Genomic DNA, 26,043 nt, shown 5'->3' with positions numbered 1-26,043 from the left:
CGCTATCGCTTCGGCTTTGCAGCCGGTTTGGCGGGCTTGGCGGCAGCGCGTACCCTGGCTTTCATGACAGGCTGCACCCGCAATCCGTCGACGAACACGTCGAGCATGCGCAGCACCGAGGATTGCCAGCCGGGCTGGTCGTGCATGTAGCACATGCCGACGAGCGCTCTCAGCAGGTCCTCCGGACTGATGTCGCCGCGCATCTGGCCGGCCGCGACGGCGCGGTCGAGCAGGGAGCCGATCGCCTTGGTCAGCCGGTCCATCGAGTAGGCCGCGAGTTCCGACGAACTCTGGAACGTCAGCGCCAGCGCCGCCGACATGCCTTTTTTTGTGGCAACGAATTCGACATTGGAACGCAGCCAGCGCCGCAGCGCGTCGACCGGATCCTTGGCGTTCTTCAGCTGTTCGGCAAGCTCGCTGAGCTGCTCGACCTCGCGCCGGTACACCGCCTCGAACAGATCTTCGCGCGTCGGGAAATGCCGGTAGAGCGTGCCGATGCCGACGCCGGCGCGCTTGGCGACGGCTTCAAGGCTCGCCTCCGGACCGCCCGCGTTGAACACGGCCTTGGCCGCTTCGAGCACGCGCTCGCGATTGCGCACGGCATCGGCGCGGGGCTTGCGGGTGTGGTCGGCGTGATCGTCCATGCCGCCAATGTAGATCACGAATTGGTTAGATTGAACCCTTGATGAACCCGATCCCGGTGCATCGCGTTGGTGGCACAGGGGCTTTCGACCAATTCCAAATATTTTTCAGCAGCCCTTGTTAAGCGGAGGGAGCCTCCGTATCTTCGCCTTGATGTTGGCCTGCGTCTGCCTGGCCAGCGCATATCGACGGCGGCCACGGCGGTGGCGCGCTGCGCGATGACTCATGTCCAAATCTGATCGGAGCCTTGTATGAACCACTCCATCAGCCTCACCGTGAACGGTGCGCGGCGCGACTTCGTCCTCGACGATCCGCGCGTCACGCTGCTCGATCTCTTGCGTGAGCGCCTCCATCTCACCGGAACCAAGAAGGGATGCGACCGCGGCCAGTGCGGCGCCTGCACCATCCTGGTCGACGGCAAGCGCATCAACTCCTGCCTTGCGCTCGCGATCAGTCATGACGGCGCCGACATCCTCACCATCGAGGGCGTCGCGCGCGGCGACCAGTTGCACCCGGTGCAGGCCGCCTTCATTGCCCATGACGGATTCCAGTGCGGCTTCTGCACGCCCGGCCAGGTCATGAGCGCGATCGGCATGATGAACGAGGCGCAGGCAGGCAATGATCCTGAACGCATCCGCGAATGCATGAGCGGCAATCTGTGCCGCTGCGGTGCCTATGCCGGCATCGTCGATGCCGTGCTCGAGGCGCAAGGACAGATGGACGAAACCAACCAGAGGCGCTCGGCATGAAACGGTTCGATTATGTCAGGCCCGCCAACGTCACTGAAGCTGTTGCTGCCGCGGCCCGGCCGGGCGCCGTCTATCTCGCCGCCGGCACCAATCTGCTCGATCTGATGAAGGGCAATATCAGCCGTCCGGACCGTCTGGTCGACTTCACACATCTCGAAGGACTTGACGCGATCGAGCGCCTCGCCGACGGGTCGGTGCGCATTGGTGCGCTGGTCAGCAATGCCGATCTCGCGCATGATGCGGACTTCGCAAGGTCCTATCCCGCCGTCGCCGAAGCCCTCCTCTCGGGGGCATCCGCGCAGTTGCGCAATGTCGCGACTGTCGGCGGCAATCTCCTGCAACGGACGCGCTGTGCGTATTTCTACGACACTGCCAGCCGCTGCAACAAGCGCGAGGCTGGCACTGGCTGCGACGCCCGCGAGGGCGAGAACCGCACCCATGCCGTGTTCGGCTGGAGCGAGAGCTGCATTGCGACCAACCCGTCCGACTTCTGCGTGCCCTTGCTCGCGCTCGACGCCATCGTCGAGATCGAGGGTAGGAACGGCCGCCGTGAGATCGCGCTCGAGGCGCTGCATCGCCTGCCCGGCGATACGCCCGAGCGTGACACAGCGTTGGAGCCGGGCGATCTCATCGTCGCGGTGCGCCTGCCGCCGGCCGCGCGCGGCTTTGCCGGGCACGCGCGCTACCTCAAGGTTCGCGAGCGCACGTCCTATGCCTTCGCCGTCGTCTCGGCTGCAGCCGCGTTGCGAATTGATAACGGCAGGATCGCCGAGGCACGGCTGGCGCTCGGCGGCGTTGCCGCAAAACCCTGGCGTGCCCGCGCCGCTGAGGACGTGCTCAAGGGCGTCGCGCCCACGGCCGATGCCTTCCAGGAAGCCGCATGGCGTGCGCTCACCGACGCAAAGCCGTCCGGCGACAACGCCTTCAAGATCGAGCTCGCACGCCGCATCGTCGTGCGCGCGCTGACCCTCGCTGCCGCGGGCACGCCCGCGCGCCTGCCCGCACTGCCGGCCTCTCCCTTTGCCTCGACATCTGGAGCCATCCATGCCTGAGCTCAACCTGACCAGCGCGCCCGCCCATCTCAGGCACGGCTCGAACGTCGGCCAGCCGCTGACCCGCCGCGACGGCGTCCTCAAGGTCACGGGGCAGGCCACCTATGCCGCCGACAATCATCCGCCCGGCATGCTGTTTGCAGTGATCGCCGTGGCCGGCATCGCGCATGGCCGCGTGACCTCGCTCGATGTCGCCGCCGCAAAACGCCATCCCGGCGTCGTCGATGTGATGACACCGGACCACAAGCCGCAGCTTGCGATCGACCCGGAGATCAAGACCAATCCGTTCGTGTTCCGGATGGAGGTGCTGCAGAGCAACGAGGTGCGCTACGCCAATCAGCCGATCGCGGTCGTGATCGCCGACACGCTGGAAGCTGCGACGGAAGGTGCGGTTCTGCTGGCGCCGCGTTACGAAACGCTGCCCGCGCTGGTCGGGCTCGATGCCGGCGCGAGCTTCGTGCCGCCGGTCGTCGGCGTCGGCAACCCCACGGAAAATCACCGCGGCGATGTCGAGGCGGGCCTTGCCTCGGCCGAAAAGCAGATCGACGCGACCTACGAGACGCCGCCGCAATATCACAACGCCATGGAGCCGCATGCGATCGTGGCTCACTGGGACGGCGACAATCTGCAGATCGACATGCCGACCCAGGGCCTGATGCTGTCGCTGGCGCGCGTCGCCGAGCTGTTCGGCATTGCCCACGACAAGATCCACATCCGCAGTCCCTTCCTTGGCGGCGGCTTCGGCTCCAAGGGATTGATGGCGGGACCGCCGGTGCTCGGCGTCATGGCGGCCAAGCTGGTCGGCAAGCCGGTCAAGCTGGTGCTGCGCCGCGAGCAGATGTATGGCCCGGTCGGCCATCGCGCGCCGACGCGCCAGCGCCTGCGCCTCGGCGCCGACGGAGAAGGACGTCTGACCGCGCTGGATCACCATGCGCGGACGGTGTCGAGCACGTTCGACGATTTCTACGAGCCCGCCGCTGATGCCTCTCACACGCTCTATGCGGCACCCGCGATCCGCACCTCCCACGATGCCGTGCGTGTCAACACCGGCACGCCGCTGTTCATGCGCGCACCCGGTGAGGCAACCGGCTCGATCGCGCTGGAGAGCGCGATCGACGAGATGGCCTGGGCCTGCGGCATGGATCCGCTCGCCTTCCGCCTGAAGAACTACGCCGAGGTCGAGCCGGTCAGCGGCAAGCCGTTCTCGTCAAAGGCGCTGCGGGCCTGTTACGACCAGGGCGCGGCGCGCATCGGCTGGGCGAAGCGCCCGCTGCAGCCGCGGCAAATGCGCGACGATGCCGGCCTGCTGGTCGGCTGGGGCATGGGCACGGCGACCTTCCCGGCGCTGATGTTCCAGGCCGAAGCGCGCGCGGCAATCCGCCGCGATGGCTCGGGCGTGATGGAGATCGGTGCACACGACATGGGGCAGGGCGCCTGGACGGCACTGGCCCAGATCGCGGCCGACGCCGTCGGGCTCGATATCGATCGCGTCACGTTCAAGGCCGGCACGTCTGATTTGCCAGATGCCGGTATTGCCGGCGGCTCGGCGCACACGGCAACCGCGGGGGCGGCGATTCACAGTGCCGGCGCGGCCGTGATCGCGAAGCTCGCCGACCTCGCCACCGGTGACGAGCGATCGCCGTTGTTCGGCGCCGGCAATGCCGGCGTGATCGCGCGCGACGGCCGGTTGCTCCGGCGCGACGACGAGAGCCGGGGGGAGAGCTACGCCGAGATCCTCGCGCGCGCCGGCGTCGCCGAGGTCGAGGCACGGGGCACCGGTGCGCCGAATCCTGCGGCGATGGAGGAATATGCGATGCATGCCCATGGCGCGGTGTTCGCGGAGGTGAAGGTCGATCCCGAGCTCGGCCAGGTCCGTGTCAGCCGCATGGTCGGAGCCTTTGCGGCCGGGCGGATCGTCAACCCGCGCATGGTGCAAAGCCAGCTGTTCGGCGGCATGATCTGGGGCATGTCCTTCGCACTGCACGAGGAGGCCATTACCGACCGCCGCAGCGGCCGGATCATGAACGCCAATCTCGGCGAGTACCACATCCCCGTGAATGCCGATGTGCCGCCGCTCGACGTGATTACCGTCGAGGAGCACGATCCGCATGTGAATGCGCTCGGCATCAAGGGCGTCGGCGAGATCGGCATCACCGGCAGCGCTGGTGCGGTCGCGAACGCGGTGTGGCATGCGACCGGCGTGCGGGTGCGCAAATTCCCGATCCGGATCGAGGAGTTGCTGACGCAGCGTTGAGGCGGCAGGCGGAGCGAGGCCTGTTCGCTCCGCGGCGGCCGATCAGTTCATCATTCTGCGGAGAGTCTTGATTTGCTCTCTCTGCGCCTCGATGTATTTCGCGATGGCCTTGCGCAGCTCGCGCGAATTCAGCTTGTCGGTGTCGCGCTGGACTTCGTCGAGCGCGGCTTCCGCATTGGCGAGAGTGGTCTTCATGCGAGAGCCTCTGTTACGAAGCGGCCCCGGAATGCCCTGGAGCCCGGGGCCATAACCGCAGCACCTCTAAAGCCAGGCTGCTCGGCTACGGTTCGCACTATATAGCGGCCCGGCGCGCAGAAATTGAGATGGCTCAACCACCGTAAGATACCGGTGACAGCCCGTAACTTCCCGGATGCGATTGACCTCGCCTCAGAACGTCGGCGGCGTGCAGGCCGAGATCACCTCGCACGGCTTGCCGCCGACGCAGCGGAAGCGGTGCGGGCGGCGGCTTTCGAAATAATAGGCGTCGCCGGGATTGAGAATGCGCCGCTCGTCCTCGACGGTGACTTCGAGCTTGCCCGAAATCACGATGCCGCCTTCCTCGCCGTCATGGACGAGGTGGACGCGGCCGGTGTCGCTGCCAGGCTCGTAGCACTCTTTGAGGATTTGCAGGCTGCGGCCGAACAGATTGTCGCCGACCTGGCGGTACGAGATCGGCTTCTTGCCGACCTCGGTCAGCTCCTCGGCGCGGTAGAAGATCTTGCGCCTGGACTCCGGCTCCAGCGCGAAGAACTCGGCGAGCCCCATCGGGATGCCGTCGAGGATGCGCTTGAGCGCGCCGACCGACGGGTTCATCTGGTTGGATTCGATCAGCGAGATCGTCGAATTGGTGACCCCGGCGCGCTTGGCGAGCTCGCGCTGCGACAGCTTGTGGTGCGCCCGGATGAATCGCAGCCGTCCACCGATGTCGACGCTCATGCCCCTGGTCCCTGTTGCACGTGTTGCGGATCGCGCAAATATGGACCGGCGGCCCTAGTTAAATCAATGGCTTGCAGCTCACCAGAAAAGGACTTGTTGCGCTTCCGAAGCCGTGCCTCTGCTAGAGCGTCAGCAAAGGAGCGCGGCCGTGACCCTTCATCAGATTCCGAACACCATCAAGACCGACTCGTTCTGGATGCCGTTCACGGCCAACCGGCAGTTCAAGAAGGCGCCGCGGCTGTTCTCGTCGGCCGAGGGCATGCACTATACCACCGTCGACGGCCGCAAGGTGATCGACGGCTCCGCGGGCCTGTGGTGCGTCAATGCCGGCCACGGCCGCAAGCAGATCGCCGCCGCAGTCGAGCGCCAGCTGATGACGCTGGACTTCGCGCCGTCGTTCCAGATGGGCCATCCGCTGGCATTCGACTTCGCCGAGCGGCTCGCCGAGATCGCGCCGAAAGGGCTCGACCGCATCTTCTTCACCAATTCCGGCTCCGAGTCGGTCGACACCGCGCTGAAGATCGCGCTGGCCTATCATCGCGCCAACGGCCAGGCGAGCCGCACCCGTCTGATCGGCCGCGAGCGCGGCTATCACGGCGTCGGCTTCGGCGGCACCTCGGTCGGCGGCATGGTCGCCAACCGCCGCGCCTTCACGACCTTGCTGCCGGGCGTCGACCATATCCGCCACACCCACGATCTCACCCGTAACGCTTTCGCCAAGGACCAGCCCGAGCATGGCGCCGAGCTCGCCGACGATCTCGAGCGTCTGGTGGCCCTGCATGGTGCCGAGACCATCGCCGCCGTCATCGTCGAGCCGGTGCCGGGTTCGACCGCAGTGCTGCCGCCGCCGAAGGGCTATCTGCAGCGCCTGCGCGAAATCTGCGACAAGCACGGCATTCTCCTGATCTTCGACGAGGTCATCACCGGCTTCGGACGTCTCGGCACGCCGTTCGCCGCCAATTTCTTCGGCGTCACACCTGATATGATGACGACCGCCAAGGGCATCACCAACGGCACCATTCCCTGCGGCGCGGTGTTCGCGCATCGCAAGGTGCACGACGCCATGATGATCGGCCCGGAAAACGTCATGGAGCTGTTCCACGGCTATACCTATTCGGCGCATCCGACCGCCTGCGCCGCCGGCATCGCGACGCTCGACATCTACAAGGACGAGGGCCTGCTGACGCGCGGTGCCTCGATGGCCGAATATTGGCGCGATGCGCTGCATTCGCTCAAAGGTCTGCCCAACGTCATCGACATCCGTAATTGCGGGCTGATGGGCGCGGTCGAGCTCTCGCCGCGCGATGGCGCGGTCGGTGCGCGTGGTTACGACGTCATGGTCGACTCCTTCAATCGCGGGCTCTACTTCCGCATGAGCGGCGATAGCTTCGCGCTGTCGCCGCCCCTCATCGTCGAGAAGAGCCACATCGACGATATCGTCTCGATCCTGGGCGATGCCATCAAGCGGGTGGCCTGATAATTGCTCTCGCCGTTGCGAGTTGTTTCCTTGCAGCGGCGAGCGTGATGCCGCGGGAGTTTGACCAAGCGTGAAAGTTCTGATCCTCGGCAGCGGTGTCATCGGTGTCACCTCTGCCTACTACCTCGCGCGTGCCGGCCATGAGGTGACGGTCGTCGACCGCCAGCCCGAGCCGGCACTCGAGACCTCTTTTGCCAATGCCGGCGAAGTCTCGCCTGGCTATTCCTCGCCCTGGGCCGGGCCCGGCGTGCCGGTGAAGGCGGTGAAGTGGCTCCTGATGAAGCACGGCCCGCTGGTGATCCGGCCGAAGCTCGATCCGGTGATGTGGGTCTGGCTGCTCAAGATGCTGCGCAACTGCACCAGCGCGCGTTATGCGGTCAACAAGAGCCGGATGATCCCGATCGCGGAATACAGTCGCGATTCCCTGCGCGACCTGCGCCGCGACATCGGCATCCAGTATGACGAGCGCTCGCAAGGCACGCTGCAGCTGTTCCGTTACCAGGCGCAGCTCGACGGCACGGCAGAGGACATCGCCGTGCTCAGGCAATATGGCGTGCCCTACGAGACGTTGAGCCGCGAAGGCTGCATCGCCGTCGAGCCGGCGCTCGCAGGCGTGAGGGACAAATTCGTCGGCGGGCTCCGTCTTCCGCAGGACGAGACCGGCGACTGCCACATGTTCACGCAGGCGCTGGCCAGGCATGCCGCGGCGCTCGGCGTCCGCTTCATGTTCAACACCGGCATCGATCGCATCGTCACCGAGGGCGCGCGCGTCAGCGGTGTCGCGACCAGTGCCGGAATGTTGCAGGCCGACGCTTACGTGCTCGCGCTCGGCAGCTATTCGTCGCGGCTCGCAGCCCCGCTCGGCATTTCGTTGCCGGTCTATCCGGTGAAGGGCTATTCGATCACGGTGCCGATCAAGGACGCCTCCGGCGCGCCGGAATCCACCGTGATGGACGAGAGCTACAAGGTCGCGATCACGCGTCTCGGCGATCGCATCCGCGTCGGCGGCACCGCCGAAATCTCGGGCTTCTCGACCAAGCTCTATGATGCGCGCCGCGCCACGCTGGATCATTCGCTGACCGACCTGTTCCCGCGCGGCGGCGATCTCTCCAAGGCGACGTTCTGGAGCGGCCTGCGTCCGATGACGCCGGACGGCCCGCCCGTGATCGGCCCGACGGCATACGCCAATCTCCACCTCAACACCGGCCACGGTACGCTCGGCTGGACCATGTCCTGCGGCTCGGCGCGCGTGCTCGCCGACATGCTGTCGGGGAAGAAGCCGGACATCGACGTCAGCGCGCTGACGGTGGACCGGTACAATCACCGGTTTGGCTGAAGGTCTATCCACGCGTCATTGCGAGCGAAGCGAAGCAATCCAGAATCTTTCCGCGGCGACAGTCTGGATTGCTTCGCTTCGCTCGCAATGACGGCCGTGGAGACATTTTCGTATCTTTCCGCCTTTCCAAGAGCGAGCTACCCCGCCCCCGTCACGCAATTCACCCACAGCACCACGGCCTTCGCGTCCTCGGCCGGATTTGAAAACCGGTGCGGCCTTCGGCTCGCAAAGCGAAAGCTGTCGCCGGTCTTCAGCGACCACGTCTCATTGTCTACCGTCAGCATCATCTCGCCGTCGAGCACGAGGCCGGCTTCCTCGCCGTCATGGGTGTAGAGTTCGTCGCCGGTAGAGCCGCGGGGCTCCAGATGCACCAGGAACAGATTGAGCTTGTTGTCGGCGCTGGCCGGGCTCAGCAATTGCTTGGACACGCCGGTGCGCCACAGCTTCAACTCCGGCCGCTGCAGCCCGCGCGTCACCACCTGGTCGGAGGCACCGTCGGCGCTCGGGCTCGCGCCGAACAATGCGGCGATGCCGACGCCGAGCACGTCGGCGAGCGTTGCCAGCACGCGCAGCGACGGCGACGACAGGCCGCGCTCGATCTGGCTGAGGAAGCCGATCGACAACTCGGTGCGCGAAGCGACCGTCTCCAGCGAGAATTGCCTGACGCGCCGGAGATCCCTGATGCGGCGGCCGACGGCGACGTCCATTGCCGGCTCCGCCGGCTTCGCGCTAGCCTTCGTCTTCCTCACCGCTTTCGCGGCGGCCGGTCTGCGCATTCTTTTGCCACCGCTCACGTCAAACCGCTTCCTTCATGTGCATGAAAACCGCTTGCATCACCCACGAAAGTGTGACCAAATTTTCATATTGGTGAAAATAGGCCGAAACGGCTCGGCCCGCAATGTCTGCGATGACGACATTTGCGGGCGCCGCATCGGCCGGACCCAAAGGGGGATGCGATGAAGCGTTTTGGTCTGGCCGCGGTCGCGGCGCTCGCAATTGCAGCCGTGGCGCCGGCCTCGGCGCAACAAGTGCTGAAGGTGGGCTCGACGCCGACGGGCATTCCCTTCACCTTCCTCGACACCAAGACCAACACCATCCAGGGCATCATGGTCGATCTCGTCACGGAAGTGGGCAAGGATGCCGGCTTCAACGTGCAGATCGAGCCGATGCAGTTCTCGGCGCTGATCCCGTCGTTGACGTCGAGCAAGATCGACATCATCGCGGCCGCGATGTTCATCACGGCGCCGCGCAAGGAGGTCGTCGACTTCTCCGATCCGATCTACACCTATGGCGAAGGCCTGGTGGTCCCGAAGGCCGACACCAAGGCCTATGCCACGCAGGATGATCTGAAGGGCGAGACGGTCGGCGCCCAGGTCGGCACCGCCTTCGTCGATGCGCTGAAGAAGTCCGGCCTGTTCGCCGACGTCAAGGCCTACGACACCATCCCCGACATCCTGCGCGACGTGAACACCGGCCGCCTCAAGGCCGGCTACGCGGACTATCCGATCCTCGCCTACAATCTGAAGCAAGGCGGTTTCCCCGAGGTGCGTCTCGTCGACGGTTACAAGCCCGTCACCGTCGGCTCGGTCGGCATCGGCGTCCGCAAGGGCGAAGCCGCGCTGCTCGGCAAGATCAACGCGTCGCTGGCAAAGCTCAAGGCCAACGGCACCATCGACAAGATCCTCGACAAATGGGGCCTGAAGGCTCAGGGCTGACCGATCGCGATCGACGAAAGCTGAACGATGAAGGGCTTCTGGCACGACGCGGTCGAGTTCTTTCCGATCCTGATGAGCGGCGTCGTGCTCACGATCGTCGTCACCATAGGCTCGCTGCTGCTCTCGACGGTGCTCGGCCTGCTCTGGGCGATGATGCGGGTCTCCGGCATCAAGGCGCTGTCGCTGCTCAGCGCCAGCCTGATCAACGTGATCCGCGGCATCCCTATCATCGTGCTGCTGTTTTACCTCTACTTCGTGATGCCCGATCTCGGCGTCACGCTGTCGGCGCTGCAGGCCGCGATCCTCGGACTCGGCATCGCCTATTCGGCCTACCAGGCCGAGAACTTTCGCGCCGGCATCGAGGCGATCGACAAGGGCCAGATCGAGGCGGCGCAGTCGATCGGCATGGGCTGGTGGCTGACCATGCGCCGCGTGGTGCTGCCGCAGGCGGTGCGGATCGTGCTGCCGCCCTATGGCAACGTGATGATCATGATGCTGAAGGATTCTTCGCAGGCCTCGACCATCACGGTCGCCGAGCTCGCGCTTCAGGGCAAGCTGATCGCATCCTCGACCTTCAAGAACACCAACGTGTTCACGATGGTGGCGCTGATGTATCTCACCATGAGCATCCCGCTGATCCTGCTGGTTCGTCATTTCGAGAAGCGGGCGGGCAAGAAATGATCGAGCTCAACGACGTCCACAAGAGCTTTGGCGCGAACGAGGTGCTCAAGGGCGTCACGGCGTCCGTCCAGAAGGGCGAGGTGGTCTGCGTCATCGGCCCGTCCGGCTCGGGCAAGTCGACGATCCTGCGCTGCATCAACGGCCTTGAAAGCTACGACCGCGGCGAGATCAGCATCGAAGGCCTGAAGGTCGATCGCGATGCGCCGTCGATCGTGAAGGTTCGCACCCAGGTCTCGATGGTGTTCCAGCGCTTCAACCTGTTTCCTCACCGCACCGCGCTCGAAAACGTCATCGAGGGGCCGCTCTACGTCAAGAAGGAATCCCGCGCGCAGGCCCTCGAGCGCGGCCGCGCGCTGCTCGCTCAGGTCGGGCTCGCCGAAAAGGCCGACGCGCATCCGCCCCAGCTTTCCGGCGGCCAGCAGCAGCGCGTCGCGATCGCGCGAGCGCTCGCGATGCAGCCCAAGGCGATCCTGTTCGACGAGCCGACCTCGGCGCTCGACCCTGAACTGGTCGGCGACGTGCTCGGTGTGATGCGCAAGCTCGCCGACGACGGCATGACCATGGTGGTCGTCACCCACGAGATGGGCTTTGCCCGCGACGTTGCCGACCGCGTGCTGTTCATCGACGGCGGAATCATCGTCGAGCAGGGGCCGGCCAAGGCGCTGCTCAACCAACCCCAGCATCCGCGCACCCAGGACTTCCTGCGGCGCGTCCTGCATCCGCTCTGACCGGTTCTCGATATGACGCGCCTGCCTCTGCCGCCATCGCTCTATGCCGACACCGCCGTCGCGCCGGTTGCCACGCCGCCGCTCGATACGGACAAGAATGTCTCCGTCGCGATCATCGGCGGCGGCTACACAGGCCTCTCCACCGCGTTGCATCTGGCCGAGCAAGGTGTCGACGCCCTGGTGCTGGAGGCGCAGGAGCCGGGTTGGGGCGCGTCTGGCAATAATGGCGGCCACACCAATCCCGGCCTGAAGCACGACCCTGATCAGATCGAGGCCGATTTCGGCGCGGACCTCGGCCGCCGCATGATCGCGTTCTCCTACGGCACAACGAATTTCACCCACGAGCTGATCCGCCGCTATCAGATCCCGTGCGAAGCGCGGCAGAACGGGACGCTGCGTGCGGCCTATAACGAGGCCAGTGCTGCCGCGATCGAAAAGACCGCGCAGCAATGCATCCGCCGCGGCATGCCGGTGACCTCTCTGAACCGCGAGCAGCTCCGCGAGATGACCGGCAGCGACCGATACATCGGCGCCATGCTGGATGCGCGAGGCGGCGATCTGCATCCACTCAGCTACGCCCGCGGTCTCGCGCGTGCGGCGATCTCCGCCGGCGCGAAGGTGCATGGCGAGACGCCCGCGCTGTCACTCCGTCGCGAGGGCTCGCGATGGCGCATCGAGACGCCGCGGGCGGTGGTGCATGCCGACAAGGTCCTGCTCGCCACCAACGGCTTTACCGACGATCTCTGGCCGGCGCTCCGCCGCACCATCGTGCCGGTGTTCTCATCGATCGCCGCCACGGCGCCGCTCTCCGACGCGGTGGCCCGCGCCATCATGCCGACGCGTCCCGTGCTCTACGAGAGCGGTCACATCACGGTCTATTACCGCATCGATCAGCACAACCGCCTGTTGATGGGCGGCCGCGGCCCGATGCGCTGGATCAAGTCGCCACACGACGTCGCCTATCTCATGCGGTATGCAGAGCGGCTATGGCCGCAGCTCAGGGGCGTTTCCTGGACGCACGGCTGGAATAGCCGCCTCGCCATCACCGGGGATCACTATCCCCATGTGCATGAGCCGGCCGAAAACATCCTGATCTCGCTTGGCTGCAACGGCCGCGGCGTCGCGCTTTCGACCGCGATGGGGGCGCAGCTTGCGCGACGGCTGATCGGCGGCGCCGAGGCCGAGATCGACATGCCTATCACCGGCATCAAGCCGATCCCGATGCATGCGTTCTGGCCGGTGGGTGTGACGACCGCCGTGATCGCGGGGCGGGTGCGGGACCGGTTGGGCATATGAGAAGGCGCCGCCCGGTCAGGGACGGCGCCTTGCCGTGATTGGCGGATCAGCAGCGGCCCTGCTTCCACAGGCCGGGCGGGCAGCCGTGACCGCGCCAGCCGACCTTGCGTCCGCGCGACCATCCCGGCGGTGTGCCATGGTGATGGTGACCCATAGAATGACCGTGACCGTGACCGTGGCCGTGGCCATGGCCGTGACCGCCTCCATGTCCGCCCTTGGCCAGTGCGGGGCTGGCAAAGGTGAGGCCGGCCGCAATGACCAGCGACGCGGCGAGCGCAAATTTCTTCATAATGTCCTCCATTGGGGCGAGCGCACTTGTCCGGTCAATGAACGAAGCGCAGGCGGGTTGGTTCCTCGTAACCGTGGAGGCGTCTTAAGAAACGCACACGCGTCATCGCGCGAGCGCTCAACACGTGCTGGCACGACCTCGCGTCGATCGTTGCGCTCAGCCTTCCGCCACCGCATCCGCCCAAGGATGAAAGGTCTCGACCGCCCCGGAATTGATGCCGCCCTGGCGCATCACCACGCTCGGGCAAGCGAATTTCTGCGGCAGAGCCTGCACGCGAGTCTCTTCATAGTCGAAGCGCGCGGCAAGGGCTTTGCGGACATCCTCCGGCAGGCGAGCATCGCCGATCACCACCGCGCCTTCGCTGGCGTCGATGCGCGGCTGGTGGATGGCGGCGTCGAGATCCATGCCGAAGTCCATCGCAAAGGAGACGAGCTGCATCACCGAGGGCAGGATGCGGCGGCCGCCGGAGGCGCCGACCGCGAGCCGCTTGCCGTCCTTCGTCTCTGCGATGACGGGCGTGTAGTTGCAGAGGCAGCGCTTGCCGGGCGCGAGCGAATTGGTGGTACCCGGCGTCGGATCGAACCACATGATGCCGTTGTTCATCGCGATGCCGCTGTGCGGCGTCACGTATCTCGAACCGAACGACGACAGCAGCGTCTGTGTCACTGCGGCGATGTTGCCGTGTCGGTCGACCACGGAGAAATGCGTGGTGCAGGCGGGTGCCAGATATTCGGCACCGAGCGATCGCTTGCCGTCGGCATCGCCCATGTCCTTGAGCCGCTCGCGAAAGGCCGCCTGCAGAGCGAGGGCATATTCGACATAGGCGGCTGCGTCCGGCGCACCTCCCGGCTTCAGGCTCTGCTGCAACAGGCGCAGCGCGTGCGCCATGGTCGGTCCGGCCGTGAGCTCGGGCGTCGCATACACCTTGCCGTCGCGATACGGGATCGCCAACGGCTCGCGGAAATGCGCGCGGAAGGCGGCGAGGTCCTCGACCGACAGTGAACCGCCGTCGGCCTTGATGTCGGAGGCGATGCTCCTGGCGAGATCGCCCTGGTAGAAATCACGCGGACCGGCCTCGGCGAGATGCGACAGCGTCGCTTTCAGCGAGTCCTGCGGTAGTCGCGTCTCGGCCTTGATGCCCCATGGTGCGGTCGGTGGCAGCCCGTCCTTCAGGAACGCCGCAGCGCTGGCGGGATAGCGCCTGAGATCGGCGGCCGACCCCGAGATCGTCACGGTGGTCCACCAATCGACCAGCAGGCCTTCGCCGGCAAGCGTGGCTGCCGGCGTGACCAGATCCTTCCACGGCATCCTGGCGTAGCGGCGATGCGCCTCCTCCATTCCGGCGACGACGCCGGGCACCGCGATCGAACCGGGACCGTGGATGTTGCGGTCGTCCTTCACCCGCGGCCAGGGGAAAAGATCGGAGGCTGCGCCTGCGCCGCTCAGGGGATAATCGGCGGCGCGCAGGCTCTGCGGCGCCGACATGCCGTAGTCGATGACTTCGGTGCGATTTTCCTTGGCGCGGTAGAGCACCATTGCACCGCCGCCGCCGATACCGCTGTTCCAAGGCTCCAGCACGTTCAGCGCCATGGTGGTTGCCACGACCGCGTCCACGCAGTCGCCGCCCGCCGCCAGCACCTGCGCGCCCACTTCAGCCGCGCGCCGCGACTGCGAGGCGACGATGCCGCCGTTGGATGTGACGGCAGGTTTGCGGACGGTTTGGTTGAGGCTGAACTGATGAGGCATGATGTCGTCTTGATCTCTGTTGTTCTGGCGTTGCCGTGCTGGAGTGAAAGCTCCAGCATTGGCGGGACGAGCGAAGGATGGCACATTGCCGCCAACGAGAAAATCCAAAGGAGACGCGACATGGCTGGTGTGAAACAGGCGCGGGATGGCGCGGTCGGAATCCTGACGCTGGACGAGCCGGCGAGCCTGAACGCGATGACGCCGGACCTGCTCGGCGCGCTCGCCGCCGCCATCGGCGAGATGTCGCAGGACGAGGGTATTCGAGCCCTGATCCTCACCGGCGCCGGGCGCGGTTTTTGCTCAGGACAGAATTTGAAGGCGTCGGAAGCGCTGGGCGAGGACATTGCGGCCGGCGTCATGCGGTTCTACTGGCCCGCCTTCAAGGCGCTGCGCGAATGCCGCGTGCCCGTCGTCGTCGCCGTCAATGGCGTGGCGGCCGGCGGCGGCTTCAGCCTGGCGATGGCGGGCGACATGATCGTCGCGGCGCGGTCGGCAAGCTTCATCCAGGTGTTCAGCCGCATCGCGCTGGTGCCGGATCTCGGCTCGACCTGGCTGCTGCCGCGGTTGATTGGCCGCCAGCGCGCGCTCGAGCTGATGCTGCTGAACGAGCCGCTGACGGCCGAACGCGCCCATGAGATCGGCCTCGTGCGGCAGGTCGTCGACGATGCGAAGCTGATGGAGGAAGCGCTGACGTTGGCACGCCGTCTCGCCGAGGGCCCGACCCGCGCCTTGGTGGCGACGCGCACTCTCGTCGAGGAGAGCGAGCATGCGACCTACGAGGCGCAGTTCCGCCGCGAGATCGAGCTTCAAGCCGTGGTCCGCAAGAGTGCCGACGCGATCGAGGGGCGCAATGCTTTTGTCGAAAAACGCAAGGCGAAGTTTACGGGGAAGTGAGGTGGGGAGTGCACTATGGGCTCCATGCCCGGGCTTGACCCGGGCATCCACGTCTCCCGCGAGTGGTCCAAGAACGTGGATGGCCGGGACAAGCCCGGCCATGACGAAAACACAGAGAAGAGAGTAGGGGCCGGTGCGCCTTAGAACGGGCGGTTCAGCCGGCTGGCCTGATACTTGGCGCGCCATTTGGGGCCCGGCCCGCGCATATAGTGCAGCTCGGGGCGGTAGGGATTGCCGGCGACCCGGATCAGCGTCTGCCATTTGGCGGCGACGAAGCTCAGCGGCTGGCGCAAGAGGCTCAGTGACGCGATCAACATGGCATCACCTCAATGCGGCTTGCCGAGCATGGCGGTGAAGGGGAGATCGAAAATCTCTTCGCCGTCGTCGTCGCTGACATGGATCACCCAATCACGCCAGTCTTCGTTGCTCGGCGTCAGGATCATCGAACGCATGATTTGGGAAGCACGGTCGCGCGCCTCGGTGAGATTGGAGACGGCGGTGCCATAGCGGTCGATCAGCGTGCCCTCGGTGTTGGAGCAATGAAAAAAGACCTGGACCATATGCGCCTCCTGGCGGGAGCAACTCTGATGGCAAACCGGTACCACCCGAAGCCTTCGCGAAACATTCGGGTCGATCCCGGTGGGGGAATCTACGGAGATTGGTCGGCCCAGAGGTCGTTAAAGGTTTAATCACAGGCGAGTGATGTTCGACTGGACTGCGTTCGGACGGCATGGAACAGATTTTCGCAGGGAATCGGGGGAGATGCCGTGAGCTGCTTCACATCCAGGCGTGAACGCCGAAGCCTGCGCGCATGTGCGGGGATCTTGGCGGCGCTGCTTGGGCTCACCTCGGCGGCGGCGTCGGAGCCACTCCGCCGCAGCGGCTATGCGATCGGCGCGGAAAACTGCGGCAGTGGCGATCTCGCTTTTCCCAGGATCCAGATCGACATGAAGGCCGGATTTTGCGCCGGGCTCGTCGCCAGCGAAGAGGATCGTCTCAAATTTCCGCGTGCGATCGTCCAAGTGCCCGGCCGCGAGCTGTTCGTGGTGGCCGACATGGGGGGATGGGCCCACGCTGATGGACGGCTGCTGCTGCTCGATCCGCGCGCGGCTCAGGGCGGGCGGCTCAAGGAATTGCTGACCGGCATCGAATATCCGTTCGGCCTCGCCATCGGCCCGGACAGGAAGCTCTATGCCTCGACCGCGGAGACCATCTTCCGGTTCGATCCGCTCGCCGACAATCCGCGCGGCACGGTCGAGACGATCATCCGTCACATGCCGGGCCGCCGGATCACGCTGCCCGACGGCACAAAGGTCGAGGAGAGTGCGCATCCGCTCAAGCAGTTCGTCTTCGACAGGAACGGGCGTCTCTTCGTCAATGTCGGCTCGCACAGCGACGACTGCATCACGCCGGCGCCGATCACAAAGCCTTGCGCCGCAGCCGAGGGAGCGTCCGCCATGGCGTCGATCTGGCTCTTCACACCGCCAAGGAGCGGCGCTTTTCCGGCATTGACGCCGAAGGATCCCGATCCGCCGCATCTTGTCTATGCGCGGGGCTTGCGCAACTCGATGGCACTGGCGCTGCATCCGAATTTTCCAGATGCCGGCTACGCCTTCCTGCAGGGCGAGAACAGCCGCGACTTGCCGGATATCTTCAAGCCGAACGAGGAGATCAACGCGATCGAGCCGGGCAGGCATTACGGCTGGCCCTATTGCTACGATCTGTCGACGCCGAGCCCGGAATTCAGAAACGTGCTGCAAGGCGGGGTCTACAAATCGCTCTGCACGGCCAACGCCCTCTACAAACCGCCGCTCTCGCTGATGCCGCCGCACGGCGCGCCGCTGGCGATGCTCTATTATCACGGCAATAAATTTCCGGAGCTGGAGGGCAAGCTGCTGGTCGGTCTCCACGGCTATCGTCCGACCGGCAGCCGTGTCCTCGTCTATGATGTCGACGATCACGGTTTCCCCAAGCTTTCCCCGGCGCCGGTGCGTTACCGCGTCAGCTGCGCCGCCGATCCGGCGCGCAGCTTTCAGACCAACACCGGCGAGGTCGCCGCCGCGCCGTTCGACGAACTGATCGCAGGCTGGCACCGCGTCAACGGCGCGCGACCGCAAGGTGCGCCCGTCGGCATGACCGTTGCCGAGGACGGCGCGATCTGGCTGGTTGAGGACAAGAACCAGACCGTGATCCGCATCGACCGTGCTGCGGGTGATCCGCCGCCACCGCTGCCGTGCGATATGCGCAGCCAGGCGATGATCGACCAGCTCGCGGCTTTCGTCGCTGGGGATGCGCAGAACAATGCCCGGCTGATCACGCTGCGCAAAGGCCTCGTCGAGAAACATTGCATCGGCTGTCATTCGGATTTTGGTTTGAAGGGCGGCCAATCGGAAACGGAGAAGGACGCGGCGGTGCTCCGCTTCATGCTTTCGCAGGACGGCTGGATCTATCCCGGCGATCCCGGCGCCGGCAGACTGCGCACGCGGCTACGCGGTCTCGGCGCAGGGAAGCTGATGCCGCCCGGTGGGGAGGGCCTGCCGAAGACCGAGCCCGGCTACGCGCGGCTGCTCGACACCATGGATGTGCTCGTCGCGACAATGGTTCCGGGCACGCGGATGCGGATTAAGCCGGGACCACCGCAGCGCAAGTTCTTTGGCAAAGCGAACAAGGAATGCGGCGAAATACCGTCCGGAAAGGTCGTTGTCGTGACACAAAGGAGCGCTGTAGACAAACCCGGTTTCAGCCGATTCTTCCGGCCGGCCGATCCCTATCTGAATGGCGAGTGCAGCGACGGCGATGGCTATTACATCCGGCAGGAATTTCTGGTGCCTGTGCAGTAGCGTCCTCATCGTCGTTGCGACGGCGTCCGCCCGCGCAGAGACGAAGCTGTTCGAGAGCGCGCAGGTGACGCCTGCCGGCGAATACACACATGGCATCGAGGGGCCCGCGGCTGACCTCGAGGGCAATTTGTTCGTGGTCAATCTCGGCAAGCCCGGCACCATCGGTCGGCTACCCGCCGGCGGCACCGGGTCTGAGCTGTTCACGGCGCTTCCCGAGGGCAGTGTCGGCAACGCCATCCGCTTTGATCGCAGCGGCACCATGTTCATCGCCGACTACAAGAAGCACAACATTTTCGCGATTGCGAAGGGGACGACGGAGCCGTCTCTCTGGTTTCACTCCGACGAGATGAACCAGCCCAACGACATCACGATCGCGCGCGAGGGCACGATCTATGCGAGCGATCCGAACTGGAAGGGCCGGCAAGGCCATATCTGGCGGATCGCGAAAGCCGCCGACGGCACGGTGCAGGGACAGATCATGTCGGCGCCACGTGCGATGGGCACCACTAACGGCATCGATCTCAGCCCCGACGGCAAGACGCTCTATGTCGGGGAATCCAGCAACGGCCAGATCTGGTCCTATGCGATCAACGGCAGCGAGCTCTCGGCTGCAAAACTCGTCAAGGCGTTTCAGCCCGACACCGTCGACGGACTGCGCACCGATGTTGCCGGCCGGCTCTATGTCGCGCGCATTCTCAAGGGCACGATCGCGCTGATGAAGCCGAGTGGCGCGGTCGAGCGGGAGATCGCGCTGAAGGCCAAGGAGCCGACCAATCTCGCCTTCGGCGGCAGCGACGGCAAGACGGTCTTCGTCACCCAGCGCCAGGGCGGCTTCATCGAGTCCTTCCGCACCGATCAGCCCGGTCGCGAGCACTGCCTGCAGCGCGGACGCTGCTGAGTTCGGTCTGCTTCCGGCGCAGGGCGAGGCGGCATTCTTCTTGCTTGCATCCTGCGGCCGCAGTGATCAAGACATCTGTGGCAGCTTCAAAAGACCACGGAGTGTTGAGTGAAAGCCGTCCATACCGAACTGCACCGCAGCCACGATCCGCAATTCTTCCTGGTCCGCGGTGTCGTCAAGCGCACCACCGAGCAGCCGGAGCGCGCCGACCGCCTGCTCAAGGGCTTGAAGGACGGCAAGCACCAACTGGTCGAGCCGACCACATTCGGGCAGGGACCTCGTGCGCGCATTCACAGTCCGGAATATCTGTCGTTCCTGAGCGAAGCCTGGGACGCCTGGACAGCGCTCGGCGATTCCGGCCCGGAGATGATCGGCAACATCCATCCGGTGCGCCATGTTGCGACCTACCCGACCCATATCGTAGGCCGTCTCGGCTGGCACACCGCCGACACCGCGGCGCCGATCGGTCCGGGCACCTGGGCCGCCGTCTGTGCGGCGACCGACGTTGCGGCCACGGCCGCGCAGATGGTGATGGATGGCGAGGATGCGGTCTATGCGCTCTGCCGTCCGCCCGGTCATCACGCCTATCGCGACATGGCCGGTGGCTTCTGTTTCCTCAACAACAGCGCGATCGCTGCCGCGCATCTGCGGCAGAGGCACGAGCGCGTCGTGATCCTCGACGTCGACGTCCATCACGGCAACGGCACCCAAGGCATCTTCTACGCCCGGCCCGACGTCTACACGGTGTCGATCCATGCCGATCCCGTCGCCTACTATCCCTACGTGTGGGGCTATGCCCATGAGCGCGGTGAGGGCGCGGGTCTCGGCACCAATCTCAACATCCCGCTCGCGATCGGTACCGGCGATGACGGCTACATCCAGGCGATGGACGTCGCGCGCAAGGCGATCGAGTCCTTTGCCCCGGGTGCCCTCGTCATCGCGCTCGGCTTGGATGCCTCCGAGCACGATCCGCTCAAGGGCCTCGCCGTGACCACGCCGGGCTTCCGCCGCATCGGCCAGGCCATCGCCAGGATGGGCCTGCCGACCGTGTTCGTGCAGGAGGGCGGCTACCTCTCGGATATTCTGGGCGCGAACCTGACCTCGGTGCTGGCGGGACTCGAAGAGGCGCGGTGATGCCGCCTCCGCGGCGGCGTCATTCAGCCGCTTCCCGGAGCGGCCAGGCATTGCGGCTGATGGGAAGGCCACCGTCCGCACGGGAGCCGTCGGCGATCGCAAGGCGATGCGAGGGCGAGGGCGAGCTCAGCGAGAAGCGCCAGCCGTCGGGATCGTCTGCGATATCGGGCTTGAAGCTGATCTCGATGGCCTCCTGCGAGACCTGCATCGCGAAGGCGTCGAGCGGCAAATTGAGCCCGAAGCCCCTGGCCTTCAGATAGGCTTCCTTGAGCGTCCAATAGTCGAAGAAGCGCTCGGTCGCAGCCGGCTCCGGCAGTGCGCGCAGCGTTTCGACCTCCTCCGGCGCAAAGAAGCGAAGCGCGGTGGACAGCGGCGCCACCCGCCGCGACACCGTTTCGACGTCCACGCCGACGGATTCATGCCTCGACACGACGCAGGCGACGCAGCCGTCGGCGTGAGACAGGCTGAAATGCAGCGCGCTCGATGTCACGGGCGCTGCGACAAACGGCCGCCCGTAGCGACCCGTTGCAAAGGACCAGTCGGACGGCGCGACGTTGGAGGCGATCTGCGACAGCGCCAGGCGCAGCATCGCATGTGCGAAAATGTACTGTCGTCGATGCCGCTCGAACATGAAGCGATCGGCACGGACCCGTTCATCGACCGAGAGCAGCTGCCGGCACTCCTCGACCGCGCCCGGCGCGTCAATGGATTCGATCAATCCGACAAAGAGCTCAATTCTGTCGTTCGCCATCAATTGGGCCCTTAGCGCCAGGCCGGGGGCAAATCCCCGATCCCGACGGAAGAAACAACTGAGCAAGAATCAACCACGCAGACCGCTTCTAGCGATCCACCGGGGCGAATTCTTGTCGATTTTCAGGCCGGTTTACAGGCGCAAGCTTGTGCGAGACCCCAAGCTCTACCCGCGAGCGGCCATCCTAGAAAAGTGAAGCCTGACGATTCCTGCGCGCCGATAAGCCTACGTCTTCTCGGCAACCAGTCTGTTTTGGAGACCCTTGCAATCCTCGTCGCCCAACGAGGTGCTCTTGAAAAATTCGATCACACCCATAACGACCCCCCGGTCGAAAATATTCGTCCAAATCAAAACGCAGGATATCTTGCGCGGTGGCGCCAAATAATCAAGCTGCAACTGGGTCATTCACAGCTTTGGCGAGTGAGCCCCGTAATCATCCGTGATGAGAGCTCCGTCGCTCCAGCCGGGCGTGGTCCGAACGGTCACGTCGGATGGCTAACGCTTCGTTTCATTTTACCTTGATTGCGAATGGACGTATCCATCGCATCCCGCCGCCGCTATGAGTACGGTCCGATGGCCATTTGAGCGCGCCCATGCATTCCGTTGCCCTGCTGACTGCCAGCTATGCCAAGGATATCGAACGCTTTTCGCTGCTCAGCGAGAGCATCGACACCTGGCTTACGGGATACACGCGGCATTATGTCCTCGTTAACGATGAGGATTTGCCGCTGTTCGCGCGGTTCGCGTCCGACAAGCGGGTCATCGTTCCGGCCTCGCGGTATTTGCCGAAATGGCTGTTCGCGCTGCCGCCGGCGCTCCAGTTCATCAGCAAGCGGCGGGTCTGGCTGTCGCTGCTGTCGTCGCCGGTGCATGGCTGGCACATCCAGCAGATCCTGAAGATCGCGGGCGTCCTCAACGCGCCCGAGCAGCGCGTCTGCATCCTGGATTCGGACAATCTGTTCTTCCGCGAATTCGACGTCGGCCAATATGCCGGCGCCGAGAAGACGCCGCTGTTCGTCACGCCGAAGGACATCGGCGCTGATCACCCCTTGCATGGGTTGTGGCTGCGCACCGTCGATCAGCTTCTCGGCATCAAGGACCGCTCTTTCCCGGCCGACGATTACGTCGGCAACGCGCTGGTCTGGGACAGGGACACCGCTCGCGCGATGACCGATGCCATCAAGTCGGCGACCGGCTTGAACTGGGTTCTGGCGCTGTGCCGGAAGAAGAAGTTCTCGGAATATCTGATGTACGGCCACTACGTCGCGAACTCGCCCGTGCATCTGGCCGCCCATCGGGTCACAGAAGACAGCATCGCGGTCTCGCATTGGGATGACACGCCGCTCGACCGTCCGGCCATCGAAGCGCTGATGCGTGCCGCCAGGCCCGAGCAGGTCGCGCTCTGCATCCAGTCCTATTCGTCGACCTCGGTCGATGACATCCGCGACGTGTTCCGGCTCAGCTCGCGCGATCGCCGCGCTCCGAGCCTTGCACCGGACCATATCGACGATGCGGCCGAGTTCGAGGCAAAGGCGCGCAGCTAGGCTCGCGCGTTCAAGCGTCCTTCGTGAACTTGCCGATCACGTCCATGAACGGCTTCGGCTTGAACTCGCCGTCGAGCGGCAGCGGGCGGTTCGGCTGCTTGTCCGCGCGGGCAAAGGTGCCGTTGATCCAGCTGTAGCGATCCGAGAGGCCCCAGGTCAGGATCGAGCGCACCGGGCCGCTGGTCGAGATCGCCGTCAGCAGGTCGTTGACGCGCTTGGCGACGATGGCATCGCGCTCCGCCGGATTGCCCGTCAGCTTCTGGTCGTCGACGTCGAGCTCGGTGACATACACCTCGAGTCCCCACGAGCGCAGCTCGGTGACGAATTCGGCCAGCCCGTGAGTGTCGATATCGAGCTCGGCATGGAGGTGCGATTGCAGCCCCACGGCATGGAGCGGAACGCCCTGGTCGAGCAGGTCCATGATCAGGTGTCGGTAAGCCGCGCGCTTGGCAATGAAGGAATCCTTGGCGGACTCGATGTCATATTCGTTGATCGCCAGCTTGACGAAGGGATCGGCTGCAGCCGCCGTGCGGAAGGCCAGCGGAATCCAGCTCTGGCCGAGATGCTGGGTCCAGAACGTGTCGCGCCGGTCCTTCGGGCTGCGGGGATTGTCCGGGATCGGCTCGTTGACGACATCCCACGACGTCAGCTTGTCCTTGTAATAGGAGACGACAGTGCCGATGTGGTCGACATAGGCGCGCTCGACGCCGCGGGTGTCCTTGATCTGCTTGGCCCAGTCCGGGATGTCGTGATACCAGGCCAGCGCGTGGCCGCGCATCGTCAGGTCGTTGTCCCGCGCAAAATCCAGGATGGCATCGGCGCGCTCGAAATTGAACGTGTGCGCATTCGGCCGCAGCATCGGCCATTTCAGTTCGAGCACCGGGACGACCTGGGTGCAATAGGTGCTGATGGCTTCGCCGAGCCTGGGATCGGCTTGCAGGTCCCAGAGCGTGGCCGCTGCGCCGAACCCCTGATGGCGCTGCGCCAGCTTCGACGCCGGCGCCGCCGACACGGATGCGCCTGCCGCGAGTGCTGCGGCGCCGCCGAGGAGAAATTCGCGTCTGTCGAGCCTGGTCACGGCAGTCCCTTTTCGAGCCAACGCACCATCGTACCAAGCGTCGCCCCTCGACGCCGGGGTTTCGTCTCGTGGGGTTAACTTCCGCCGTCTGCAGGTCATGGTTTCCTTCCACGATCGCGACTTGCCGTTTCCGGGAAGGGCAAATTTAACGCTAACGCGCGAAAGCGGCTTCGGAACTTCATTTGCCGCACGATCTGCAGACTTATGTGACACTCTTGAGCGATGCTGCGGCGCATTCGCTCGCCCCGCAAGGCGCCATTCAAGGCCGCATTGATGAACGGCCGTCACACTCGCAAGACCGCCGCCGGTCCCGTGCTCGCATGTTGAACCGCCATTTCTCGATTTATCTCGTCGCCTACATCCTGCCTGCGGCGGTGGGCTTCTTCGCGGTCACGGCCTATACGCGGCTGCTGACGCCGTCCGAGTACGGCGTCTATGTCGTCGGCATCAGCCTTGCCGGCATCCTGGGCGCGATCTTCTTCGCCTGGATCAAGCTGTCGGTGTCGCGCTATCAGGCGATGTCGGCGGAGGTGGATTTTCGCGGTACGGCGATGGTCGCCTTCGGGCTCACCGTCGCGGTGCTCTGCGCCACCACCCCGCTGGTCTTCCTGTTCCGCAGCGACCTCAGTGTCGAACTGCTGCTCGCCAGCATGTTCGTCGCGATCATGGCCAATGCGGTCGATGTCGGTCAGGAGTTCGAGCGCGCCAAATTGCGTCCCTACCGGTTTGCCGCGATCTCCATCGTGCGCAGCGTGTCGAGCGTCGGCTTCGGCCTGCTCGGCATCTGGCTCGGCTGGGGTGGATTGGGGCTGCTCGCAGCGTTCGGCCTGGGATCGCTCACCGGCATCATCCTGAACCTCGTCGGCGACCGCACCAGGATCGCGCGCTTCGAGCGCAGCCAGTTCATGCAGCTGGCCCGCTACGGCCTGCCGCTGACGCTGGCCGGGCTCTCCGTTGCGGTCTATTCGGCCTGCGACCGGCTGATCGTGGCCTATCTGCTCGGCAAGGATGCCGCCGGCATCTTCGGCGTCGCCGCAGACCTGCCGCGTCAGTTCATGGTCATGATCGCCTCCAGCGTTGCGGCGGCCACGGTGCCGCTGGTGTTCCGGTCCTTGTCCGAGAACAACAAGGAGACGACGCGGGAGCGGCTGACCGAAAGCCTCGAGCTGCTGCTCGTGGTCGTCGCACCCGTTGCGATCTGGCTCGCGCTTGCAGCGGATCAGGTCGCCGGCACGCTCGTCGGCGTCGACTTCCGCGCCGGCGTGTCGGCGCTGCTGCCGACTCTGGTGCTCGCCCGCTTCTTCGGTATCGCCAATCAATTCTACGTGCAGATCAGCTTCCAGCTCGCCGAGCGGCCCTTCATGCTGGCGGCGCAATCCTTCCTCACCCTGGTGGTGAGCGTGGCGCTGATGTTCGCGCTGGTCGGAAGCTACGGTCTCTTTGGTGCCGCGCTGGCGACGCTCGCGACCGAGGCGATCGGCTTCCTCGTCGCCGTCGTGCTGATGCACCGGGCTCAACCGGTCCCGTTCGACCTCGGCCGCCTCGCCGGTATTGCGGCCTCCGCAGCGGTGATGGCGGCTGCGATCCTGGCTGCGCGGTCGCAAGCTGGCGGTACCGGCTTCGTGTCGCTCGTCATCGTCAGCCTCGCCGGTGGCCTTGCCTATGTCGCGACCGCCTGGCTCCTCAACGTCGCCAATGTCCGGACGCTGTCGCTGCGCTTCCTGCGGAGCTTCAATCGCAAGGCGCTCGGCGTTTAGCCGCTGCTGATGCAGATTGTGGCGCCTGCAGCGGGCTCCGCGGCTCTCCGCGACGTGACAGTTCCCCTGCCTCTATTTCTCGACGCGGAAAGCTATGCGCAAGAGACAGGCAGTCGCCTCCGCATGTCATAGCCATGGCCGGAGCTATGTTCGGCGGCGCTTGTAAATCAACGTTCATTCTGCTCATTAGGGGCCTAAATTGCGCTGCAACAAGCGCAACGGGATCATCGACTAAAGTCGATAGCC

General features: G+C 65.2%; 25 protein-coding genes. 15 read left to right on the top strand and 10 right to left on the bottom strand.

The genetic code is table 11. The features are described from left to right. Window positions 1–2: 2 nt before the first annotated feature. Entirely contained in the window at window positions 3–644 is a 642-nt protein-coding gene (locus C7G42_RS24185) for a TetR/AcrR family transcriptional regulator (protein WP_199581111.1), read from the bottom strand. Between the two features lie 249 nt (window positions 645–893). Between C7G42_RS24185 and C7G42_RS24180 the strand changes: the two genes are divergently transcribed. From C7G42_RS24180 to C7G42_RS24170, 3 genes are read left to right on the top strand one after another with little or no spacing between them, the layout of a single operon-like run. Continuing rightward, window positions 894–1,391: a (2Fe-2S)-binding protein gene (locus C7G42_RS24180; protein WP_106951428.1), complete on the top strand. Its 498-nt coding sequence runs from the start codon at window positions 894–896 to the stop codon at window positions 1,389–1,391. Continuing rightward, the gene (locus tag C7G42_RS24175; protein WP_106951427.1) at window positions 1,388–2,443 is read left to right on the top strand and encodes an FAD binding domain-containing protein; all 1,056 of its coding nucleotides are present in this window, start codon (window positions 1,388–1,390) and stop codon (window positions 2,441–2,443) included. The genes C7G42_RS24180 and C7G42_RS24175 overlap by 4 nt, the downstream gene beginning before the upstream one ends. Beyond that, entirely contained in the window at window positions 2,436–4,697 is a 2,262-nt protein-coding gene (locus tag C7G42_RS24170) for a xanthine dehydrogenase family protein molybdopterin-binding subunit (RefSeq protein WP_106951426.1), read from the top strand. The genes C7G42_RS24175 and C7G42_RS24170 overlap by 8 nt, the downstream gene beginning before the upstream one ends. Before the next feature lie 42 nt (window positions 4,698–4,739). Here C7G42_RS24170 and C7G42_RS35445 read toward each other — a convergent pair whose 3' ends face one another. Both C7G42_RS35445 and C7G42_RS24165 read right to left on the bottom strand, forming a co-directional pair. Further along, window positions 4,740–4,892 carry a hypothetical protein gene (locus C7G42_RS35445; RefSeq protein ID WP_199581104.1) on the bottom strand — a complete coding sequence of 51 codons (153 nt, stop codon included), beginning with the start codon at window positions 4,890–4,892 and terminating at the stop codon, window positions 4,740–4,742. A gap of 192 nt (window positions 4,893–5,084) precedes the next feature. After that, entirely contained in the window at window positions 5,085–5,633 is a 549-nt protein-coding gene (locus C7G42_RS24165) for a cupin domain-containing protein (RefSeq protein ID WP_094973674.1), read from the bottom strand. A 148-nt stretch (window positions 5,634–5,781) separates the two neighbouring features. On the opposite strand from C7G42_RS24165, the gene aptA reads away from it, so the two are divergent. Together aptA and C7G42_RS24155 are read left to right on the top strand one after the other, a co-directional pair. Continuing rightward, window positions 5,782–7,110: an omega-aminotransferase AptA gene (aptA, locus tag C7G42_RS24160; protein ID WP_199581103.1), complete on the top strand. Its 1,329-nt coding sequence runs from the start codon at window positions 5,782–5,784 to the stop codon at window positions 7,108–7,110. 70 nt (window positions 7,111–7,180) lie between these two features. Further along, window positions 7,181–8,446: a D-amino acid dehydrogenase gene (locus C7G42_RS24155; protein WP_106951424.1), complete on the top strand. Its 1,266-nt coding sequence runs from the start codon at window positions 7,181–7,183 to the stop codon at window positions 8,444–8,446. Between the two features lie 137 nt (window positions 8,447–8,583). On the opposite strand, the gene C7G42_RS24150 is transcribed toward C7G42_RS24155, so the two are convergent. Beyond that, a complete protein-coding gene (locus tag C7G42_RS24150) occupies window positions 8,584–9,222 on the bottom strand; it encodes a helix-turn-helix domain-containing protein (protein WP_199581102.1) in 639 nt (212 codons plus the stop codon). A gap of 180 nt (window positions 9,223–9,402) precedes the next feature. Here C7G42_RS24150 and C7G42_RS24145 point away from each other — a divergent pair, with 180 nt between their 5' ends. Genes C7G42_RS24145 through C7G42_RS24130 form a run of 4 tightly spaced genes read left to right on the top strand, consistent with a single transcriptional unit; the run spans window position 9,403 to window position 12,866 of the window. After that, window positions 9,403–10,161: an ABC transporter substrate-binding protein gene (locus C7G42_RS24145; protein ID WP_106951422.1), complete on the top strand. Its 759-nt coding sequence runs from the start codon at window positions 9,403–9,405 to the stop codon at window positions 10,159–10,161. A 27-nt stretch (window positions 10,162–10,188) separates the two neighbouring features. Beyond that, window positions 10,189–10,842, top strand: coding sequence for an amino acid ABC transporter permease (locus C7G42_RS24140; protein WP_106951421.1), 654 nt, complete (start codon window positions 10,189–10,191; stop codon window positions 10,840–10,842). Then, window positions 10,839–11,570 (top strand): amino acid ABC transporter ATP-binding protein, encoded by a 732-nt coding sequence (locus C7G42_RS24135; protein ID WP_106951420.1) that lies wholly within the window; start codon window positions 10,839–10,841, stop codon window positions 11,568–11,570. Before C7G42_RS24140 ends, C7G42_RS24135 begins: the two co-directional genes overlap by 4 nt. 12 nt (window positions 11,571–11,582) lie before the next feature. Continuing rightward, window positions 11,583–12,866 carry an NAD(P)/FAD-dependent oxidoreductase gene (locus C7G42_RS24130; RefSeq protein WP_106951419.1) on the top strand — a complete coding sequence of 428 codons (1,284 nt, stop codon included), beginning with the start codon at window positions 11,583–11,585 and terminating at the stop codon, window positions 12,864–12,866. Window positions 12,867–12,912: 46 nt separating this feature from the next. On the opposite strand, the gene C7G42_RS35440 is transcribed toward C7G42_RS24130, so the two are convergent. Together C7G42_RS35440 and C7G42_RS24120 are read right to left on the bottom strand one after the other, a co-directional pair. Next, the gene (locus tag C7G42_RS35440; RefSeq protein WP_199581101.1) at window positions 12,913–13,155 is read right to left on the bottom strand and encodes a hypothetical protein; all 243 of its coding nucleotides are present in this window, start codon (window positions 13,153–13,155) and stop codon (window positions 12,913–12,915) included. A 156-nt stretch (window positions 13,156–13,311) separates the two neighbouring features. Then, a complete protein-coding gene (locus C7G42_RS24120; protein WP_106951417.1) occupies window positions 13,312–14,901 on the bottom strand; it encodes a gamma-glutamyltransferase family protein in 1,590 nt (529 codons plus the stop codon). Between the two features lie 120 nt (window positions 14,902–15,021). Here C7G42_RS24120 and C7G42_RS24115 point away from each other — a divergent pair, with 120 nt between their 5' ends. Beyond that, a complete protein-coding gene (locus C7G42_RS24115; protein WP_106951416.1) occupies window positions 15,022–15,795 on the top strand; it encodes an enoyl-CoA hydratase-related protein in 774 nt (257 codons plus the stop codon). 140 nt (window positions 15,796–15,935) lie between these two features. Here C7G42_RS24115 and C7G42_RS35435 read toward each other — a convergent pair whose 3' ends face one another. Together C7G42_RS35435 and C7G42_RS24110 are read right to left on the bottom strand one after the other, a co-directional pair. Further along, on the bottom strand, window positions 15,936–16,112 hold the full coding sequence (locus C7G42_RS35435) for a hypothetical protein (protein ID WP_199581100.1): 177 nt from the start codon (window positions 16,110–16,112) through the stop codon (window positions 15,936–15,938). Between the two features lie 9 nt (window positions 16,113–16,121). Continuing rightward, the gene (locus C7G42_RS24110) at window positions 16,122–16,355 is read right to left on the bottom strand and encodes a DUF6894 family protein (protein WP_106951415.1); all 234 of its coding nucleotides are present in this window, start codon (window positions 16,353–16,355) and stop codon (window positions 16,122–16,124) included. A gap of 261 nt (window positions 16,356–16,616) precedes the next feature. Between C7G42_RS24110 and C7G42_RS24105 the strand changes: the two genes are divergently transcribed. The 3 genes from C7G42_RS24105 to C7G42_RS24095 all read left to right on the top strand — a co-directional run bounded on the left by C7G42_RS24105 (window position 16,617) and on the right by C7G42_RS24095 (window position 20,667). Continuing rightward, window positions 16,617–18,635 (top strand): PQQ-dependent sugar dehydrogenase, encoded by a 2,019-nt coding sequence (locus C7G42_RS24105; protein ID WP_245427926.1) that lies wholly within the window; start codon window positions 16,617–16,619, stop codon window positions 18,633–18,635. After that, window positions 18,592–19,533 carry an SMP-30/gluconolactonase/LRE family protein gene (locus C7G42_RS24100; protein WP_199581099.1) on the top strand — a complete coding sequence of 314 codons (942 nt, stop codon included), beginning with the start codon at window positions 18,592–18,594 and terminating at the stop codon, window positions 19,531–19,533. Before C7G42_RS24105 ends, C7G42_RS24100 begins: the two co-directional genes overlap by 44 nt. Window positions 19,534–19,641: 108 nt before the next feature. After that, complete coding sequence (locus C7G42_RS24095) at window positions 19,642–20,667, top strand: histone deacetylase family protein (protein WP_106951412.1); 1,026 nt, start codon at window positions 19,642–19,644, stop codon at window positions 20,665–20,667. A gap of 19 nt (window positions 20,668–20,686) precedes the next feature. Here C7G42_RS24095 and C7G42_RS24090 read toward each other — a convergent pair whose 3' ends face one another. Beyond that, window positions 20,687–21,385: a 4'-phosphopantetheinyl transferase family protein gene (locus C7G42_RS24090; protein ID WP_245427906.1), complete on the bottom strand. Its 699-nt coding sequence runs from the start codon at window positions 21,383–21,385 to the stop codon at window positions 20,687–20,689. A 626-nt stretch (window positions 21,386–22,011) separates the two neighbouring features. Here C7G42_RS24090 and C7G42_RS24080 point away from each other — a divergent pair. After that, a complete protein-coding gene (locus C7G42_RS24080) occupies window positions 22,012–22,962 on the top strand; it encodes a DUF6492 family protein (protein WP_106951409.1) in 951 nt (316 codons plus the stop codon). Window positions 22,963–22,972: 10 nt separating this feature from the next. Here the strand turns inward: C7G42_RS24080 and C7G42_RS24075 are convergent, their stop codons facing one another. Then, complete coding sequence (locus tag C7G42_RS24075; RefSeq protein ID WP_106951408.1) at window positions 22,973–24,040, bottom strand: endo-1,4-beta-xylanase; 1,068 nt, start codon at window positions 24,038–24,040, stop codon at window positions 22,973–22,975. Window positions 24,041–24,360: 320 nt separating this feature from the next. Here C7G42_RS24075 and C7G42_RS24070 point away from each other — a divergent pair, with 320 nt between their 5' ends. Next, window positions 24,361–25,797 (top strand): lipopolysaccharide biosynthesis protein, encoded by a 1,437-nt coding sequence (locus C7G42_RS24070; protein WP_106951407.1) that lies wholly within the window; start codon window positions 24,361–24,363, stop codon window positions 25,795–25,797. The last annotated feature ends 246 nt before the right edge of the window (window positions 25,798–26,043 follow it).

This window comes from Bradyrhizobium sp. MOS003, from assembly GCF_003020125.1.
In the GTDB taxonomy this organism is placed as follows: Bacteria; Pseudomonadota; Alphaproteobacteria; order Rhizobiales; family Xanthobacteraceae; genus Bradyrhizobium.
This window is presented reverse-complemented; position numbering and strand designations above follow the sequence as displayed.

Coding starts and splice junctions, on each gene's coding strand:
- C7G42_RS24185 (WP_199581111.1), bottom strand. CDS start 644: ATGGACGATCACGCCGACCACACCCGCAAGCCCCGCGCCGATGCCGTG.
- C7G42_RS24180 (WP_106951428.1), top strand. CDS start 894: ATGAACCACTCCATCAGCCTCACCGTGAACGGTGCGCGGCGCGACTTC.
- C7G42_RS24175 (WP_106951427.1), top strand. CDS start 1,388: ATGAAACGGTTCGATTATGTCAGGCCCGCCAACGTCACTGAAGCTGTT.
- C7G42_RS24170 (WP_106951426.1), top strand. CDS start 2,436: ATGCCTGAGCTCAACCTGACCAGCGCGCCCGCCCATCTCAGGCACGGC.
- C7G42_RS35445 (WP_199581104.1), bottom strand. CDS start 4,892: ATGAAGACCACTCTCGCCAATGCGGAAGCCGCGCTCGACGAAGTCCAG.
- C7G42_RS24165 (WP_094973674.1), bottom strand. CDS start 5,633: ATGAGCGTCGACATCGGTGGACGGCTGCGATTCATCCGGGCGCACCAC.
- C7G42_RS24150 (WP_199581102.1), bottom strand. CDS start 9,222: ATGCGCAGACCGGCCGCCGCGAAAGCGGTGAGGAAGACGAAGGCTAGC.
- C7G42_RS24145 (WP_106951422.1), top strand. CDS start 9,403: ATGAAGCGTTTTGGTCTGGCCGCGGTCGCGGCGCTCGCAATTGCAGCC.
- C7G42_RS24140 (WP_106951421.1), top strand. CDS start 10,189: ATGAAGGGCTTCTGGCACGACGCGGTCGAGTTCTTTCCGATCCTGATG.
- C7G42_RS24135 (WP_106951420.1), top strand. CDS start 10,839: ATGATCGAGCTCAACGACGTCCACAAGAGCTTTGGCGCGAACGAGGTG.
- C7G42_RS24130 (WP_106951419.1), top strand. CDS start 11,583: ATGACGCGCCTGCCTCTGCCGCCATCGCTCTATGCCGACACCGCCGTC.
- C7G42_RS35440 (WP_199581101.1), bottom strand. CDS start 13,155: ATGAAGAAATTTGCGCTCGCCGCGTCGCTGGTCATTGCGGCCGGCCTC.
- C7G42_RS24120 (WP_106951417.1), bottom strand. CDS start 14,901: ATGCCTCATCAGTTCAGCCTCAACCAAACCGTCCGCAAACCTGCCGTC.
- C7G42_RS24115 (WP_106951416.1), top strand. CDS start 15,022: ATGGCTGGTGTGAAACAGGCGCGGGATGGCGCGGTCGGAATCCTGACG.
- C7G42_RS35435 (WP_199581100.1), bottom strand. CDS start 16,112: ATGTTGATCGCGTCACTGAGCCTCTTGCGCCAGCCGCTGAGCTTCGTC.
- C7G42_RS24110 (WP_106951415.1), bottom strand. CDS start 16,355: ATGGTCCAGGTCTTTTTTCATTGCTCCAACACCGAGGGCACGCTGATC.
- C7G42_RS24100 (WP_199581099.1), top strand. CDS start 18,592: ATGGCTATTACATCCGGCAGGAATTTCTGGTGCCTGTGCAGTAGCGTC.
- C7G42_RS24080 (WP_106951409.1), top strand. CDS start 22,012: ATGCATTCCGTTGCCCTGCTGACTGCCAGCTATGCCAAGGATATCGAA.
- C7G42_RS24070 (WP_106951407.1), top strand. CDS start 24,361: ATGTTGAACCGCCATTTCTCGATTTATCTCGTCGCCTACATCCTGCCT.